Here is a 16411-nt window from a genome sequence, read left to right as displayed (position 1 = left end):
CGCGTAGGCTTGCCAGACCGTACCCGGACACCGGTCGCAGGAGGCGCATCATGACGGACACCCGTGAGTCCTCGTCGCAGGGTGCGCCCACGCCCGGCGCGAGCCGTCCCGGGTCCGCGCCGCGGCCCTCCAGTCCGCTGAACGCGACGACCACCGGCAACCTCGGTTCCCTGCGGTCGCTGCTGCCGCGCCTCTTCTCGCGGGCGCAGCCCGCAGGGGCGGTCGACACGCTCATCCGTACCGTCCGGTCGCACCACCCGAAGGCCGACGTCACGCTCATCGAGCGGGCGTACTCGGTGGCCGAACGCGCCCACGACGGCCAGAAGCGGAAGTCCGGCGAGCCGTACATCACCCACCCGGTCGCGGTCGCGCAGATCCTCGCCGACCTTGGGATCGGCACGATCACGATCGCCGCGGCGCTCCTGCACGACACGGTCGAGGACACCGACTACCAGCTCGACCAGCTGCGCGCGGACTTCGGCGACGAGATCGCGATGCTCGTCGACGGTGTCACCAAGCTCGACAAGGTCAAGTACGGCGACAGCGCGCAGGCCGAGACCGTGCGCAAGATGGTCATCGCGATGTCGAAGGACATCCGCGTCCTCGTCATCAAGCTCGCCGACCGCCTGCACAACGCGCGCACCTGGGGTTTCGTGGAGTCCGCGTCCGCGTCGCGCAAGGCCAAGGAGACGCTCGAGATCTACGCGCCCCTGGCGCACCGGCTCGGCATCCAGATGATCAAGCTGGAGCTCGAGGACCTGTCGTTCGCGGTCCTGCACCCGAAGCTGTACGTCGAGATCGACAGCCTGGTCAAGGAACGGCAGCCGAAGCGCGAGCAGTTCGTGCAGAACGTGATCGGCACGCTCAAGAAGGACCTGAAGGCCGCGAAGGTCCGCGGCGAGGTCATGGGCAGGCCGAAGCAGTACTACTCGATCTACCAGAAGATGATCGTGCGCGGGCGCGAGTTCGACGAGATCTACGACCTGGTCGGCATCCGCGTGCTCGTGCCGACCGTCCGCGACTGCTACGCGATGCTCGGCTCCGTGCACGCTCGGTGGACCCCGCTGCCCGGTCGCTTCAAGGACTACATCGCGACGCCGAAGTTCAACCTGTACCAGTCCCTGCACACGACGGTGCTCGGACCGCAGGGCCGTGCCGTGGAGATCCAGATCCGCACGCACGAGATGCACCAGCGTGCCGAGTTCGGTGTCGCGGCGCACTGGAAGTACAAGCAGCGTGCCCAGGGACGGGACGTCGACGCCTCCTCGACCACCGACGACCAGGACATGGCGTGGCTCGCCCACATCACCGACTGGCAGGCCGAGACGAGCGATCCGGGCGAGTTCCTCGACTCGCTCCGCTACGAGATCGGCGCCAAGGAGACGTACGTCTTCACCCCGCAGGGCAAGGTCATCGGCCTGCCCGCCGGTGCGACCCCGGTCGACTTCGCCTACGCGGTCCACACCGAGATCGGGCACCGCACGATGGGTGCCAAGGTGAACGGGCGCCTCGTCCCGCTCGAGAGCACGCTGTCGAGCGGTGACGTCGTCGAGATCTTCACCTCGAAGAACCCGGACTCCGGCCCGAGCCAGGACTGGCTGACGTTCGTCCGCAGCCCCCGTGCCCGCAACAAGATCAAGCAGTGGTTCACCAAGGAACGCCGCGAAGAGGCCATCGAGCAGGGCCGTGACGCGATCGCCCGGGCGATGCGCAAGCAGAACCTCCCGCTGCAGCGCATCATGAGCCAGGACTCCATCGCCGAGGTCGCCTCGTCGATGCGGTACGACGACGTCTCCGCGCTCTACGCGGCGGTGGGCGAGGGCCACGTGTCCACGCAGTCCGTCATCGAGAAGGTGCTCGGCAACGTGCAGACCGAGGCCGAGACGGACGAGCCCGAGCTCGCCTTCCCGCGACAGGTCACGAGCCGCCAGCTCCGGAACAGCGACAGCGGTGTGCTCGTCCGCGGCGCGCCCGACATCCTGGTGAAGCTCGCGAAGTGCTGCACGCCGGTGCCCGGCGACCAGATCGTGGGCTTCATCACCCGCGGTCAGGGCGTCTCCGTGCACCAGGCGTCGTGCACGAACGTGAAGTCACTGATGAACGAGCCCGACCGGATGATCGAGGTCGAGTGGGCCCCGTCGTCGAAGTCGGTGTTCCTCGTGCAGATCCAGATCGAGGCGCTCGACCGCTCCGGGCTGCTCAGCGACGTCACACGCGTCCTGACCGACCACCACGTGAACATCCTGTCCGCGACGGTGTCGACGTCCTCGGACCGCCTGGCGCTCAGCCGGTTCGTGTTCGAGATGGGCGACACGACGCACCTCGACCGGGTGCTGAACGCCGTGCGGCGGATCGACGCGGTCTACGACGTGTACCGGGTCAGCGCGGGCTGACCCCGGCGGGCGCCTGATCGGGTGACGCGGCGATCGCCTGGTCGAGACGCCGAGCCGCCTGCCGCACCATGGGGATCGTCCCGAGTGCTGCCAGGCGGCGCCGGACCTCGTCGACCCGCACCACCCCGATCGCCACGAGGCCGCGCAGGGCATCGTGCGCGGACGCGTCGAACGCGCCGGGGGCGCGGAGCAGGTCGACCGCGGTGCGCTCCGGCGAGGTCACTCGGATCGGGCCCACCAGCACGGTGTCCTCGGCGGGGAGCCGGACCTCGCGCAGCCGCACGTCGGGGTCGACACGGATGCGGACGGTCGGCGGGACACTCACCTCGACCGGCGAGGGTGGGCGCGACGTCGCACCCCAGATCCAGGCGGCGGACCGCCCGCTCGCCACCACACGCTCGTCGGGCACGCGCCACGCGTGCGCGGCGGCGCGGAGGGAGGGCGTCTGCGGTTCCGCGGGGGAGGCCCAGCACCACCCGACGGGGACGAGCTCGCCGGCGAGCACCGCAGCGCGGAGCTCCGTCTCCGGCCAGTCGTCGCTGGTCAGCAGGCGGGGCGTCGGCACCCGCTCATCCTGCCGGACGGACGACCACCGCGGTCGGCCCTGTGGAGAGGACGTCGGCCTCGGCGCTGCGTGCGTAGCCGTGATCGCGACCGCGACCGCGGCCCCGCGCCCAGTACGAGCGCGCGCCCGTGAACGGGCACGTGTGCCCGGGTGCCCTGGTGCCCGCGTCGCGTCAGCGCAGCACGTCTGCGCGGTGGACGAGCGCTGCCGCCCCGATGAGCGGCCCGTCCTGGGACAGCGCGGTCGGCACGATCCGGACCTTCGTCACGAAGCCGAACTCGACCCGCTCGGCCACCGCCTCGCGGGCGTACTCGAACAGGTCCGGCGTCACGTGCGAGAAGCCGCCGCCGATCGCCACGACCTCGAGGTCCACCAGGCTGGTCGCCGCCGCGACGGCCTGTCCGAGCGCCCGCCCGCTCCGCCGGACCGCCGCCACCGCGATCTCGTCGCCGGCCGCGTACGCGGCGGAGAGCTCCTCGCCGGTGCTCCCGGCGAAGCCCTGTCGCTGCGCCCAGGCGACGGTCTTCGGCCCGCTGGCGACCGCCTCGAGACAGCCGGTACCGCCGCAGGCGCACGGGTCGTCGAAGCCGCCGCACTCGACGTGGCCGATGTGTCCGGCGTTGCCGGTGGGTCCGCTCACCGTGCGCCCGTGCAGGATGAGTCCGCCGCCGACGCCCGTCGACACGATCATCCCCATGACGTGGTCCGAGCCCTGCGCCGCACCGACCCAGTGCTCGGCCAGGGTGATGGCGAGCCCGTCCATCCGGAGCGTCACCGGCACCCCCTCGGGGACCAGGGCCGCGACCCGGTCGCGGAGCGGCCACCCGCGCCACACCGGCATGTTCAGGGGCGAGACGAGGCCGTGCTCCTCGTCGACCGGACCGGCCGCGCCGACCCCGACGCCGACGAGCCGGGCGTCCGCCGGCAGCGTCGCGAGGGTCGCCGTCACGACCTGGTCGACCGCCGCCTGCAGCTCGTCCGCACTCCGCAGCGGTCCGGTGGGCTGCCGGTGCCGAGTGCCGGGCAGCACGACGCCCTGGTCGGTGACGAGGGCCGCCTCGACCTTGGTGCCGCCGAGATCGACGGCCAGCGCGATCGCTGACGAGGGGGACAGGGGTGCGGTGCTGGACATGCGCGCTCCGATGCGGCGGTCTGGAGGCCCGGCTCACCGTGACGACGTGACCTCGCGTCGGTGCGAGCCGGGCCCGGCGGTGTGGTCGGGTCGGTCGTTGCTGGTCCGGACGTCCGGACGGACCGGGTCGGTCCGCCCGGGCCAGGGTGGGGCCGCTCGCGTGCGCGGGCGGCTGAGACGTCAGTAGGAGGAGTTGTCGTCGCCGAGTGCCGACGCGGTGCCGGTGGACGCCCGGTGTGCGACCTCGTCGAGGATGCGTGCCGAGGCGCTCGTGCCGATGCGGTCGGCACCCGCGCGGACCATCTCGAGCAGCGTGTCGAGGCCGCGGACGCCGCCGGATGCCTTGACACCCGTGTCGGGACCCACGGTGTCCCGCATCAGGTGGATGTGCTCTGCCGTCGCGCCGCCGCCGGCGAACCCGGTCGACGTCTTCACGAAGGCCGCGCCGGCGCGCTGGGCCGCTCGCGATGCGGCGACGATCTCGTCGTCGGTCAGGAACGCGGTCTCGAGGATGACCTTCACCACGGTGTCCCCGGCGGCGTCGACGACCGCACGGACGTCCTGCTCGACCCGGTCCCAGTCACCGGAGCGCGCTGCGCCGACGTTCTGCACCATGTCGAGCTCGAAGGCGCCGTCGGCCAGGGCCTGCAGCGACTCGGCGACCTTCGCGGCGGTGGTCGTGGTGCCGTGCGGGAACCCGATCACGGTGCCGACGCCCACCCCGGTGCCCTGCAGGCGCTCCACGGCGTGCGCGACGTCGCTCGGACGGACGCAGACGCTGAAGACCCGGTGCGCCGCGGCCTCGTCGAGCTGCGCATCGACGTCGGCACGCGTGAGCTCGGGCTTCAGGATCGCGTGGTCGATGAGGGCGCGCACGGCGTCGGCGCCGAGCTCGTGCGGGTCGGCCCGGTCCTGGTGTGCGGGGATCGCTGCGTTGTCCACCCGGAAAGCCTACCCGGAGGCGACGCGCGTACCGTGCCCTCCATGCAGGTCCTCGTCACCGGTGCGACCGGGTACATCGGCGGACGACTCGTCCCCCGCCTCCTCGAGGCCGGGCACGACGTCCGTGTCTTCGTCCGCACGCCGCGGAAGCTCCAGGACGTGCCCTGGCACGACGACGTCGAGGTCGCCGAGGGCGACCTGCAGGACGCCGAGGCGGTCCGGTCCGCCGTCCAGGGCGTCGAGGCCGTCTACTACCTCGCGCACGCGATGGGTGCCGACGGCGACTTCGAGCAGGCCGAGCGGGACGCCGTCGAGACGATGGCGCGCGAGGCCCACGACGCCGGTGTGCGCCGCTTCGTCTACCTGGGCGGACTGCACCCCGACGGCGAGCTGTCGAAGCACCTCCGGAGCCGGAAGGAGGTCGGGGACGTGCTCCTGGCCTCCGGCGTGCCGACGATCGCCTACCAGGCCGGTGTCGTGATCGGCTCGGGGAGCACCTCGTTCGAGATGATCCGCCACGTGACGGACGTCCTGCCCTGGATGCCGGCACCCCGCTGGGTCCGCAACCGCATCCAGCCGATCGCCGTCCGTGACGTGCTCTACTACCTCGTCGAGGCGCTCAGCATCCCCGCCGACGTCAACCGGACGTTCGACATCGGTGGTCCCGACGTCCTCAAGTACGGGCAGATGCTGAACGGCTACGCGGTCGAGGCGAAGCTGCCGCAGCGCCGCTTCACCGTGCTGCCCGTGCTGACCCCTGGTCTCTCCGCACACTGGTTCAACATCGTGACGCCGATCCCGCGGAAGCTCGCGACACCGATCATCGAGTCGCTCCAGTTCGAGTGCGTGCAACGCGAGCACGACATCGACCGGTACGTCCCACGTCCGGAGGGCGGACTCACCTCCTACCGCCGTGCCGTCCGGCTGGCCCTGACGAAGATGCGGAAGGGCGAGGTGCAGACGAGCTGGCGCAGCGCCACGCTCTCCTCGACCCCGGCGGACCCGCTGCCGAGCGATCCGGAGTGGGCCGGGCACACCGTCTACGTCGACGACCGGAAGCGGCACTCGAGCGCGAGCGCGGACGACGTCTGGCGCGTCGTGGAGTCGATCGGCGGTGAGAACGGCTGGTACTCCTTCCCCCTGGCGTGGGTGGCACGCGGGTGGATGGACAAGGTCGCCGGCGGGGTCGGCCTGAACCGCGGTCGACGCGACCCCCACCGCCTGGAGCAGGGCGATGCACTCGACTGGTGGCGGGTGGAGCGGCTCGAACGCGGGCGCTACCTGCGGCTCCGCGCCGAGTTCAAGTCGCCGGGACGCGCCTGGCTCGAGATGCGGGTCACCCCGAGCGACGACGGCGGCAGCGACTACCACCAGCGGGCGATCTACTTCCCTCAGGGACTGCCCGGACGCCTGTACTGGTACGGCATCCTGCCCTTCCACGGCATCATCTTCCCCGGCATGGTCGAACGCATCACGGCGGCGGCCGAGCGCGAGTCGCAGCACACGGAGTCGACGGGGCGGAACTGGACCCAGCAGAATGGGCCGCAGGAACCGGTACACGAGGAGGCAGCATGACCACCGAACACCCCACCGTCCTGTTCCTGGGCGACAGCATCACCGAGCAGGGTTCCTGGGACCAGTGGCTCCCGGGCGAGCGCACGAGCAACCAGGGCGTCGGCGGCGACACCACCGACGGGGTGCTCGCGCGACTCGACGCCGTGATCGCCGAGCAGCCCGAGGTGATCGTGCTGCTCATCGGGACGAACGACTTCGGGAACCACCGGTCGAGCGTCGAGCACGTCGTCCGCGGCGTCGAGTCGATCCTGGTGACGCTCCGCCGCGAGCTCCCCGGCGTCCGTCTGCTGCTCGTGTCGATCCTGCCCCGCCAGGCCGACTGGTGCGCCAAGATCGAGGAGGCGAACCGGCACCTCCGTCAGTTCGTCGCCACCTGCCACGCCCAGTACCTCGACCTCTGGCCGGCCCTCGCGGAGGACGACCGCCTCGCCGACCGCTACACCGAGGACGGCCTGCACCTCACCGCCGACGGCTACCGCGCGGTCGTCGACGAGCTCGTCCCGGCGCTCGAGCGCGTCCGCGGGCTGCCGCCGATGTCCCGTCCGATCCAGGCGATCGACCTCGAGGAGGCCGGCGCCTGATGGCACGGAAGGGTCGGCCCCCCGCAGGCTCGTCGCTGCAGGGGGTGCCGACGCACCGCCCCGACGAGCGCCCGGCGGCCACCGCGGCGTCGGCCGACGGGATGCCGCCCTTCACGCGCCCAGCACTCGCGCCGTCGCTGCTCGCCGCGGTCGTCCTCATCGCCTTCGTCGCGGTCCTCGACTCCTCGGGCTTCGTCTTCGTCCGGTGGGGCGTGACGGTGCTCGCGCTGATCGTGCTCGTCTTCGCCGTCCGGGGCCGCTCCTGGTGGGCCGTCGCGCTCACGGCCGCGATCGCGGTGTGCTGGAACCCCGTCGTGATCGTGCCGATCCCCGGCCAGGTCTGGGCGGGCCTCCAGCTCGTCGCTGCCGCGGCCTTCATCCTGACCGGCATCGCCGTCAAGGTGCCGCGCGAGACGGGCGCGGGGCGCGCCTCCCGACCGTGACCGCGCGGCGCTCGCGCGCGCCCGTCGGACGGTAGGATCGCAGGAGCCGGGCACAGGGCCCGGCTGACGCGATGCGAAGGGCATGGATGAGCCACGAGACCGAGCCGGCGACCGAGAGTCCTCTGCTGAACCCTCGACCGTCCTCCGGCGGTCTCGACCGACCTGACGTCGTCGTCCGCAAGGGACGCCTGACCCTGGTCAACGGGCACCTGACGCCCCAGCAGTCGATGATCGAGGACCTGTTGTTCCTCGACGACGCGCTCACCGCCGGCGACGTCGACCACCTGCTCATCCGCGGCAACGACCGACGTCCGGTCGTCGCGGTCGACGAGCGCGACCGGCAGCGTGCCGAGAGCGCGATCATGGCCGCCGCGGTCAACGAGCCGTTCTACGCGAAGCCGCCGGGACAGCCCGCCGTGCTCGTGGTCGACGACGGTCTCGGATCGGTGGACGAGCCGGTGCTCCGGCTCTTCCGACCCCGGCTCGAGCCGATGGGTCGCCTCCGCTACGGCGCCGAGACGAGCGTGCAGCTCGAGTTCTGGCGCGTGACCGACACCGAGGTGCTCGCCCCCGTCGAGAACGCCCTGATGCGCCGCAGTCTCCCCGTCGAGGAGTTCGAGCTCGTCGACATCGAACGCTACGGCCGCACCTGGCGCACCGTCGAGCACATGTTCGACGACCACGTGTCGGACATCCGGTTCCCCATCGACATCGTCTTCTCGTGGGTCGACGGCAACGCGATCGAGTACCAGCGGGCACGTCAGGCCGCGCAGGCGAACGCCGTGCTGGGGGAGGGCGACGATGCTCCGGCGCGCTTCCGACAGATCGACGAGCTGAAGTACGCGCTGCGCTCCGTCCACACCTTCGCGCCGTGGATCCGCCAGATCTACATCGCCACGGACTCGCCGGCGCCCGCGTGGCTCGCCGACCACCCGAAGGTCCGGATCGTCCGGAGCGAGGAGTTCTTCGCAGACCCCTCGGTGCTCCCGACGCACAACTCGCAGGCCGTCGAGTCGCAGCTGCACCACATCCCGGGCATCAGCGAGCACTTCATCTACTCGAACGACGACATGTTCTTCGGGCGGATGGTCGAGCCGTCGGTGTTCTTCAGCCCGGGGTCGGTCTCGAAGTTCATCCTCGCGACCACCCGCATCGGGCTCGGGACGAACAACCCGGCACGGAGCGGGTTCGAGAACTCCGCCCGCGTCAACCGTCGCCTGCTGCAGCAGCGCTTCGGCGCGGTGACCACACGGCACCTCGAGCACGCGCCCACACCGCTGCGCGCCTCGATCATGACCGAGATGGAGCACGAGTTCGCGGACGAGTTCCGCGCGACGATGGCATCGCGGTTCCGCGCGGCCGAGAACATCTCCGTCACGAACTCCCTGTACCACTACTACGCGCTGCTCACCGGTCGGGCGATCGTGCAGGAGAACGCTCCGGTGCGCTACGTCGACACGACCATGCAGTCCGGGCTGAAGGCGCTGGAGGACCTGCTCAAGAAGCGGAACGTCGACTTCTTCTGCCTGAACGACGGGAGCTTCCCGGAGGTCTCCGACGACGAGCGCACCCGGCGTGTGACGGACTTCCTCGAGAAGTACTTCCCGTTCCCGGCGCCGTGGGAGCAGGACGCGCAGTAGCCCTCAGCGGACCGTCCGGCCCGGTCTCCCTCGTGGCGGCGAACGGGCCGGGTCACGGCACCGTCGTCGCGGCGGTCGGGCCAGACCTGGCGCCTTCGAGCGAGCGGGTTAATCCTGTCGCGCTCAGCGCGCGGGCGCGACGAGTCGTGCCCGCCGGACGACCGCGCACGGCATGTCGTGCTCGCTCGGCGGGCAGGAGTGGCCTCAGCGACGGACGGGAGGCTCGGCGCGCGTCCCACAGGGACGTCACCCGCATCGCGATGTGCGGCCTGCAGCGACGTCAGGCCGTCATCGGCGGACGGCCGTCAAGGACGGACAGCCGTCGAGGACGGACAGCCGTCAGCGGCGGACGGGGGAGGTGGGCACCGTGTCGAGGGTGAACACCGGGATGCTCGAGGTGACGGGCGCCGGCTCGACGGCCGGGGCGATGGCGATGCCGGCCGCCGCGAGACGCGCCTCCGTCTGCTCCGACGACACCGGTTCGCCGACCGTGGAGTAGTGGCCGATCGGCACCACCGAGTGCACGACGTTGTTCCCGTACACGTGGACGAGGTTGAACGACTGCGCGCCGTCCTGCCCCCGTGTACCGCCCTGGTACTCCGTGAGGTCCTGCGTGTAACAGGTGGCACTCGCAACGGACACGGGCACGCCCGCGAACACGGCGCTCGTCGAGTAGTGCAGGTGTCCGGCGATGATCGAGATGACGTCCGACCCCTCGACCACCTCCGCGAGGGCCGCCTGGTCGCGCAGTTCGACGAGGACGGCGAGGTCCTGCACGCTCGGCACGGGCGGGTGGTGCATGGCGAGGATCGTGCCGTGCGGCGCCGCCTCGGACAGCACCTCGGCGAGCCAGTCGAGCTGCGCGGGGGAGACCTCGCCGTGGTGTGCCCCCGGCACGCTCGTGTCGAGGGTGATCACGCGGAGGCCGTTCACGTCGTAGACGAAGTCGACCGGACGATCGGTCGGCTGCAGCCCGAAGAGCTCCTGGCGGAAGGCCCCGCGCTCGTCGTGGTTCCCCATGGCCCAGATGACCTGCGCGCCGATCCGGCGGGCAGCCGGCTCGACGATGTCGCGGATCCGGACGTAGGCACCGGCTTCGCCCTTGTCGGCGACGTCGCCGGTGACGACGATGGCCTCCGGGTGGGTGCCGGAGGCCTCGATGTCGGCGACGATCGCCGAGAGCCGTGCTGCGGAGTCGACGTCGCCGTAGAGCGCGCCGTCACCCGCCACGAGGTGGGTGTCGCTGAGGTGGAGGAGGAAGTGGTTCGGCCTGGGGTGTTCGGCCGTCCGGCTGTCCATCGGTCTCTCGTTCCGTTGGCGGATGCGTGGTGCAACACGTTGCCACACCGTCGATGACGAGTCCAGCACGCCACTCTGAATGCACGGTGAACCGGGAGTGGCGAGTCTGCACCAGAACAGGCGAACGAACGAGCCCCCCGACCACGGTGTGGTCGAGGGGCTCGTTCGTTCTTGCCGAGGAACCTAGTGGTTGCCTGCGCCCAGCGCGGGAGCCTGGGCCTGGTGGTCGCCCTCCAGCTCCGGGCCGTGGTGCGCGGCGTGCGCTGCCTCGAGCTCGGCCTTCGTGACCGGCGCGATGCGGTCCTCGAAGAAGAAGCGGGACAGGTTCGCACGGACCTTCTGCACACCGGTGATCCGACCCTTGGCGTCCGGACGGACCATGAGCGGCTTGTACTCGTTGAACTGCAGGAGCTTCCAGCGCTCGTACTCGTCGAGCTGCTCGTGCACCTCGATGTACTCGCCGTGCGGGAGCCGGACGATGCGACCCGACTCGTAGCCGTGCAGGACGATCTCGCGGTCCTTCTTCTGCAGCGCCAGGCAGACCCGCTTCGTGATCCAGAAGGCGACGAACGGACCGAGGACCGTCGTGGCCTGGATGACGTGGATCACGTGCTCGATCGACACCATGAAGTGCGTCGCGATGATGTCCGACGAGGCAGCGGCCCAGAGCGACGCGTAGAGCGTGATGCCCGCGGCACCGAAGGCGGTACGGGTCGGAGCGTTGCGCGGACGGTCGGCCAGGTGGTGCTCACGCTTGTCGCCCGTGACCCACGCCTCGAGGAACGGGTAGGCGAACATCGCGATGATGAGCGCCATGAGGACGGCGATCGGGACGAGGATGTTGAACGACACCGTGTAGCCGAACCACACGACCTCCCAGTGCGGCGGCACCAGACGGAGCGCACCGTCCGCGAAGCCGATGTACCAGTCGGGCTGGGTACCGGCGGACACGGGGGAGGGGTCGTACGGGCCGTAGTTCCAGATCGGGTTGATCGTGAACAGCGACGCGATGAGGGCGAGGATGCCCGCGACGATGAAGAAGAAGCCACCGGCCTTCGCGGCGAACGCCGGGAGGATCGGGACGCCGACGACGTTCTCGTTGGTCTTGCCGGGGCCCGCGAACTGCGTGTGCTTGTTGATGACGACGAGCACGAGGTGGACACCGAGCACCGCGACGAGGATCGCCGGGAGCAGCAGGATGTGCAGCGTGTAGAGGCGGCCGACGATGTCCGTGCCCGGGAACTCGCCACCGAACAGCAGGTAGGCGATCCACACGCCGATCACCGGGACGCCCTCGATCATGCCGACGATGATGCGCAGGCCGTTGCCGGAGAGCAGGTCGTCGGGGAGCGAGTAGCCGGTGAAGCCCTCGGCCATGGCCAGGACCCAGAGCACGAAGCCGAAGACCCAGTTGAGCTCACGCGGCTTGCGGAATGCACCGGTGAAGAACACGCGGGCCATGTGCAGCATCACCGAGGCGACGAACAGCAGGGCGGCCCAGTGGTGGATCTGTCGGACGAACAGACCACCGCGGATGTCGAAGGAGATGTTCAGCGTGGACTGCAGCGCGGTCGACATCTCGACGCCCTTGAGCGGGACGTACGAGCCGTTGTAGACGACCTCGGTCATCGACGCCTGGAAGAAGAACGTCAGGAAGGTCCCCGACAGCAGGACGACGACGAAGCTGTACAGCGCGACCTCGCCGAGCATGAAGCTCCAGTGGTCGGGGAAGATCTTGCGCCCGACCTCCTTCACCAGGCCCGAGATGCTCGTGCGCTCGTCGATGTAGTTGGCGGTGGCCCCGATGAGTCGGGACCCGCGCGTCGGCTCGGGCCGTGTGGCCGTGGCCGGCGCGCTCGTGGTGGTGGTGCTGGTCATCAGCGTTCACGCTCCCAGAAGGACGGTCCGACCGGCTCGTGGAAGTCGCTCTGTGCGACCAGGTAGCCGTCGTCGTCGATCGCGATCGGAAGTTGGGGGAGGGGACGTGCAGCCGGGCCGAAGATGACCTCGCAGTTGTTCGAGACGTCGAACGTCGACTGGTGGCACGGGCACAGCAGGTGGTGCGTCTGCTGCTCGTAGAGCGCGACCGGGCACCCGACGTGGGTGCAGATCTTGGAGTAGGCGACGATGCCGTCGTAGCCCCAGTCCTCGTGCCCCGCGGAGGGGTTGAGGTCCTTCGGGTCGAGACGCATGAGGAGGACGGAGGCCTTGGCCTTCTCCTCGAGCATGTGCTCGGAGTCGAGCATGCCGTCCGGGATGACGTGGAAGACCGAACCGATGGTGACGTCCGACGCCTTGATCGGCAGACCCGTCGGGTCCTTCGTCAGGCGCATGCCGGACTTCCAGAAGGTGTGGCGCAGGAGCTCGTTCGGGTCCTCCGCCGGGGCGAAGTCACGGACGAGGACGACACCGGGCAGCGGGAAGGCCACCAGGGCACCGATCATCGAGTTGCGGATCAGCTTGCGACGGCTGAACCCGGACTCCTTGTCGGCGAGCTGGAACGCCTCGACCGCCTTGGCACGGGTCGCGTCGGTGCCACGGGTGCTGTGACGCAGTTCCGTGATCTCGCGGTCCACGACGAGCGACTTCGACCAGTAGACGGCGCCGAGGCCCAGCGCGAGCAGGGCCAGGGCGATCGCCAGACCGAGCCAGAGGTTGCCGGCACGGACCGTCCCGAAGTCCTCGGGGTCGATCGGGAAGGCGATGTACGCGGCGATCGCGAGGACGCTGCCCACGATGGACAGGTAGAAGAACGTGGCGACCTGACGCTCGGCCAGACGCTGCTTCTTCGGGTCGACATCGGTGCGGCGCGCGCGGTGCGGCGGCTCACCCGGGTTCTCGAACGGGTCCGCGGGGACGACCGCGATCCCGGCCGACGTGCTGGTCGCGCCGTGCTTCTCGACAGCCGAGGACGAGTTCACTGCCTCGTCGTCGTGCTCTGCCATGGTGTTCCCTTCAGTGTCGTTCGACACGGACGATCAGTTGGACTTCGCGGTCAGCCAGACGGTCATCGCGACGACCGCGCCGAGTCCGAAGATCCAGATGAACAGACCCTCTGCCACCGGGCCGAGGGAGCCGAGGGCGAACCCGCCCGGGGACTTGTTGTCCTGCACGTACTTGAGGTACGTGATGATGTCGGCCTTCTGCTCCGGCGTCAGGTTGAGGTCGTTGAAGACCGGCATGTTCTGCGGGCCCGTGACCATGGCCTCGTAGATGTGCTTGCCGGAGACCGACTGCAGGTTCGGGGCGTACTTGCCCTCGGTCAGCGCACCACCGGCGCCGGCCACGTTGTGGCACATCGCGCAGTTGATGCGGAAGAGCTCGGCACCCTCGGCAGCGTCACCGCCACCGTTCGTGAGGTCGGAGGAGGGGATCGACGGGCCGGGGCCGAGCGACGCGACGTAGGCGCCCATCGCGTCGATCTGCTCGTCCGTGAACTGGGCGGGCTTCTCCTCGGCCTGGGGGCCCTGCGCGGCCATCGGCATGCGACCGGTCCCGACCTGGAAGTCGACCGACGCGGCACCGACACCGATGAGGGACGGACCCTCGCCGGTGCCCTGCGCGTCGAGACCGTGGCAGGTGGCGCAGTTCGAGGCGAAGAGCTTCTCGCCCTCGTTGACCTTGGACTGGCTGGACACCGCGGAGGTGGTGCTGTCGTCGGCGTTGGCCGTCGAGCTGAACAGCGCGTACGCACCGCCGGTGGTCATGAGACCGACGACGATGAGCGAGACGGTCGCCATCGGGGAACGGCGGCCCTTCTTGGACTTGCTTCTGGTGAACATGCGGTGGGGGGTGTCCAGTTCCTACTTGAGAAGGTAGATGACAGCGAAGAGGCCGATCCAGACCACGTCGACGAAGTGCCAGTAGTACGACACGACGATCGCGGTGGTCGCCTCCTTGTGCCCGAAGTTCTTGGCGGCGAAGCCGCGGCCGAGGGTCAGGAGGAAGGCGATGAGACCACCCGTGACGTGCAGGCCGTGGAAGCCGGTGGTCATGTAGAACGCGGAGCCGTAGGCGCTCGACGAGAGCGTCACGCCCTCGTGCCAGAGGTTCGCGTACTCGAAGATCTGGCCGCAGACGAAGATCGCGCCCATGCAGTACGTGACGAAGAACCACTCCGTCATGCCCCAGTCCTTCGGGTTCCAGCTCGTGCGGTGCACCTGGAAGCGCTCCGCGGCGAACACCGCGAACTGGCAGGCGAAGCTGGACAGCACCAGGATGATCGTGTTCACCGAGGCGAACGGCACCTCGAGCTTGGCGGTCTCGGTCGCCCAGAGCTCGGGCGAGGTGCTGCGCAGGGTGAAGTAGATCGCGAACAGGCCGGCGAAGAACATGACCTCGCTGCCCAGCCACACGATCGTCCCCACGGCAACGGCGTTCGGCCTGTTCAGGACCGGACCGCTGGCGGATCTGGAGAGAGGGGTGCTAGTCACGTCCTCCATTATGGCCGAAACCACTGACAGTGTTTTCGCAGGACACTGGCGGGTCGTTCGAACTCAGTACGATCGAGCCATGTCCCACGCACTCTCCTGGCCTGCAGTGATCAGCGCGCTCATGGCGCACGAGGACCTCTCGATCAGGCAGTCCACGTGGGCCATGGAGGAGATCGTCCAGGGACGTGCGACCGCCGCACAGATCGCGGCCTTCGCGGTCGCGCTCCGCGCCAAGGGGGAGACCGTCGACGAGGTCGTGGGCTTCCGCGACGCCATCCTCGACGCCGCCGTCCCGCTGGACGTCGACCCGATGGCGCTCGACATCGTGGGCACCGGCGGCGACGTCGTCGGCACCGTCAACGTCTCGACGATGGCCGCGATCGTCATCGCGGCCGCGGGCGTGCCGGTCGTCAAGCACGGCAACCGCGCGAGCTCGTCGAAGTCCGGCTCGAGCGACGTGCTCGCCGCGCTCGGACTCGACCTCACGATGGACGCCGCGCGTGTCGCGGACACCTTCCGGCGTGTCGGTCTGACGTTCGCGTTCGCGAGCGCGTTCCACCCCGGCTTCGCGCACGCGGCACCGGTGCGGCGCGAGATCGGGGTGCCGACGGTCTTCAACTTCCTCGGCCCGCTGGTGAACCCGGCACGGTGCGAGGCGAACGCCGTGGGCGTCGCACAGCTCGAGCTCGTCCCGATCATCACGGGCGTCTTCCAGACCCGTGGCGCGACGGCGCTCGTGTTCCGCGGCGACGACGGCCTCGACGAGCTGACCACGACGGGCCACTCCCACATCTGGGAGGTCACGGGCGGCCGCGTCACCGAGCACGACCTCGACCCGCGCGACCTCGGGATCGCCCGCGCGCGAACCGAGGACCTGCTCGGTGGCGACCCGGAGCACAACGCCGCCGTCGTGCACCGCGTGCTGGCGGGTGAGACCGGTCCGGTCCGCGACATCGTGCTGCTCAACGCCGCCGCCGGCCTGGTGTCCTTCCGCCTCGCCGAGGACCCCGAGCAGGCGGACCGACCGATCCTGCAGCGCTTCCGCGAGCAGCTCGCCGTCGCAGCCGGGGCCGTCGACTCCGGCGCCGCCGCGCGGAAGCTCGCCGACTGGGTCGGCGCCGCGCCGGCGGCCTGAGCAGCCCCGCGCGGGACGCCGGCGTCGGCGCGAGCCGCACCGGAGACGACGAGACGCCCCCGGATCCGGGGGCGTCTCGTCGTGCGGGCGGCGTCCCGTGGCGAGCAGACGGACACGAGGGTCCCGCTCCGGACGCACCACCGCAACGGCCTGGAGGCGGGGGGGGGGGGGGGGGGGGGGGGGGGGGGGGGGGGGGGGGGGCGGGCGGGCGCGGGGGGGGGGGGGGGGGGGGGGGGGGGGGGGGGGGGGGGGGGGGGGGGGGGGGGGGGGGGG

14 protein-coding genes are annotated in these 16411 nt (G+C 70.3%); 6 read left to right on the top strand and 8 right to left on the bottom strand.

Features of this window, described 5'->3' with window-relative positions:
* The first annotated feature begins 50 nt into the window (after nt 1–50).
* Nucleotides 51–2393, top strand: coding sequence for a RelA/SpoT family protein (locus PIJ49_RS15265; RefSeq protein WP_245171075.1), 2343 nt, complete (start codon nt 51–53; stop codon nt 2391–2393).
* Here the strand turns inward: PIJ49_RS15265 and PIJ49_RS15260 are convergent.
* The 3 genes from PIJ49_RS15260 to deoC form a co-directional block, all read right to left on the bottom strand.
* On the bottom strand, nt 2380–2958 hold the full coding sequence (locus tag PIJ49_RS15260; RefSeq protein WP_271826991.1) for a type IV toxin-antitoxin system AbiEi family antitoxin: 579 nt from the start codon (nt 2956–2958) through the stop codon (nt 2380–2382). The two genes, PIJ49_RS15265 and PIJ49_RS15260, sit on opposite strands and share 14 nt — an antisense overlap.
* 172 nt (nt 2959–3130) lie before the next feature.
* Nucleotides 3131–4090: an ROK family protein gene (locus PIJ49_RS15255; RefSeq protein ID WP_066654306.1), complete on the bottom strand. Its 960-nt coding sequence runs from the start codon at nt 4088–4090 to the stop codon at nt 3131–3133.
* A 180-nt stretch (nt 4091–4270) separates the two neighbouring features.
* Nucleotides 4271–5032: a deoxyribose-phosphate aldolase gene (gene deoC / locus PIJ49_RS15250; protein WP_442874652.1), complete on the bottom strand. Its 762-nt coding sequence runs from the start codon at nt 5030–5032 to the stop codon at nt 4271–4273.
* Between the two features lie 42 nt (nt 5033–5074).
* Between deoC and PIJ49_RS15245 the strand changes: the two genes are divergently transcribed.
* From PIJ49_RS15245 to PIJ49_RS15230, 4 genes are all read left to right on the top strand, one after another.
* The gene (locus PIJ49_RS15245) at nt 5075–6607 is read left to right on the top strand and encodes an SDR family oxidoreductase (RefSeq protein ID WP_271826990.1); all 1533 of its coding nucleotides are present in this window, start codon (nt 5075–5077) and stop codon (nt 6605–6607) included.
* The gene (locus tag PIJ49_RS15240) at nt 6604–7188 is read left to right on the top strand and encodes a GDSL-type esterase/lipase family protein (protein WP_271826989.1); all 585 of its coding nucleotides are present in this window, start codon (nt 6604–6606) and stop codon (nt 7186–7188) included. Before PIJ49_RS15245 ends, PIJ49_RS15240 begins: the two co-directional genes overlap by 4 nt.
* The gene (locus PIJ49_RS15235; protein WP_271826988.1) at nt 7188–7631 is read left to right on the top strand and encodes a DUF6804 family protein; all 444 of its coding nucleotides are present in this window, start codon (nt 7188–7190) and stop codon (nt 7629–7631) included. Before PIJ49_RS15240 ends, PIJ49_RS15235 begins: the two co-directional genes overlap by 1 nt.
* 86 nt (nt 7632–7717) lie before the next feature.
* Nucleotides 7718–9271, top strand: a complete 1554-nt coding sequence (locus tag PIJ49_RS15230; RefSeq protein ID WP_209682584.1) for a stealth family protein — start codon at nt 7718–7720, stop codon at nt 9269–9271.
* Nucleotides 9272–9610: 339 nt separating this feature from the next.
* Here PIJ49_RS15230 and PIJ49_RS15225 read toward each other — a convergent pair whose 3' ends face one another.
* From PIJ49_RS15225 to ctaE, 5 genes are all read right to left on the bottom strand, one after another.
* On the bottom strand, nt 9611–10570 hold the full coding sequence (locus tag PIJ49_RS15225) for a phosphodiesterase (RefSeq protein WP_251160218.1): 960 nt from the start codon (nt 10568–10570) through the stop codon (nt 9611–9613).
* 183 nt (nt 10571–10753) lie between these two features.
* Nucleotides 10754–12448 (bottom strand): cytochrome bc1 complex cytochrome b subunit, encoded by a 1695-nt coding sequence (gene qcrB / locus PIJ49_RS15220; protein WP_066654312.1) that lies wholly within the window; start codon nt 12446–12448, stop codon nt 10754–10756.
* Nucleotides 12448–13515 carry a cytochrome bc1 complex Rieske iron-sulfur subunit gene (gene qcrA / locus PIJ49_RS15215; protein WP_066654314.1) on the bottom strand — a complete coding sequence of 356 codons (1068 nt, stop codon included), beginning with the start codon at nt 13513–13515 and terminating at the stop codon, nt 12448–12450. The genes qcrB and qcrA overlap by 1 nt, the downstream gene beginning before the upstream one ends.
* Nucleotides 13516–13548: 33 nt before the next feature.
* Nucleotides 13549–14352, bottom strand: coding sequence for a cytochrome bc1 complex diheme cytochrome c subunit (qcrC, locus tag PIJ49_RS15210; protein WP_251155487.1), 804 nt, complete (start codon nt 14350–14352; stop codon nt 13549–13551).
* A 21-nt stretch (nt 14353–14373) separates the two neighbouring features.
* Complete coding sequence (ctaE, locus tag PIJ49_RS15205; protein ID WP_058727853.1) at nt 14374–15012, bottom strand: aa3-type cytochrome oxidase subunit III; 639 nt, start codon at nt 15010–15012, stop codon at nt 14374–14376.
* 70 nt (nt 15013–15082) lie between these two features.
* On the opposite strand from ctaE, the gene trpD reads away from it, so the two are divergent.
* Entirely contained in the window at nt 15083–16138 is a 1056-nt protein-coding gene (gene trpD, locus PIJ49_RS15200) for an anthranilate phosphoribosyltransferase (RefSeq protein ID WP_209682579.1), read from the top strand.
* Nucleotides 16139–16411 lie beyond the last annotated feature (273 nt).

The sequence above is a fragment of the Curtobacterium uvaldense genome, assembly GCF_028307415.1.
Classification (GTDB): Bacteria; Actinomycetota; Actinomycetes; order Actinomycetales; family Microbacteriaceae; genus Curtobacterium.
The sequence above is the reverse complement of the archived record's forward strand: the minus strand, read 5'-3'. Positions and strand labels throughout refer to the sequence as shown.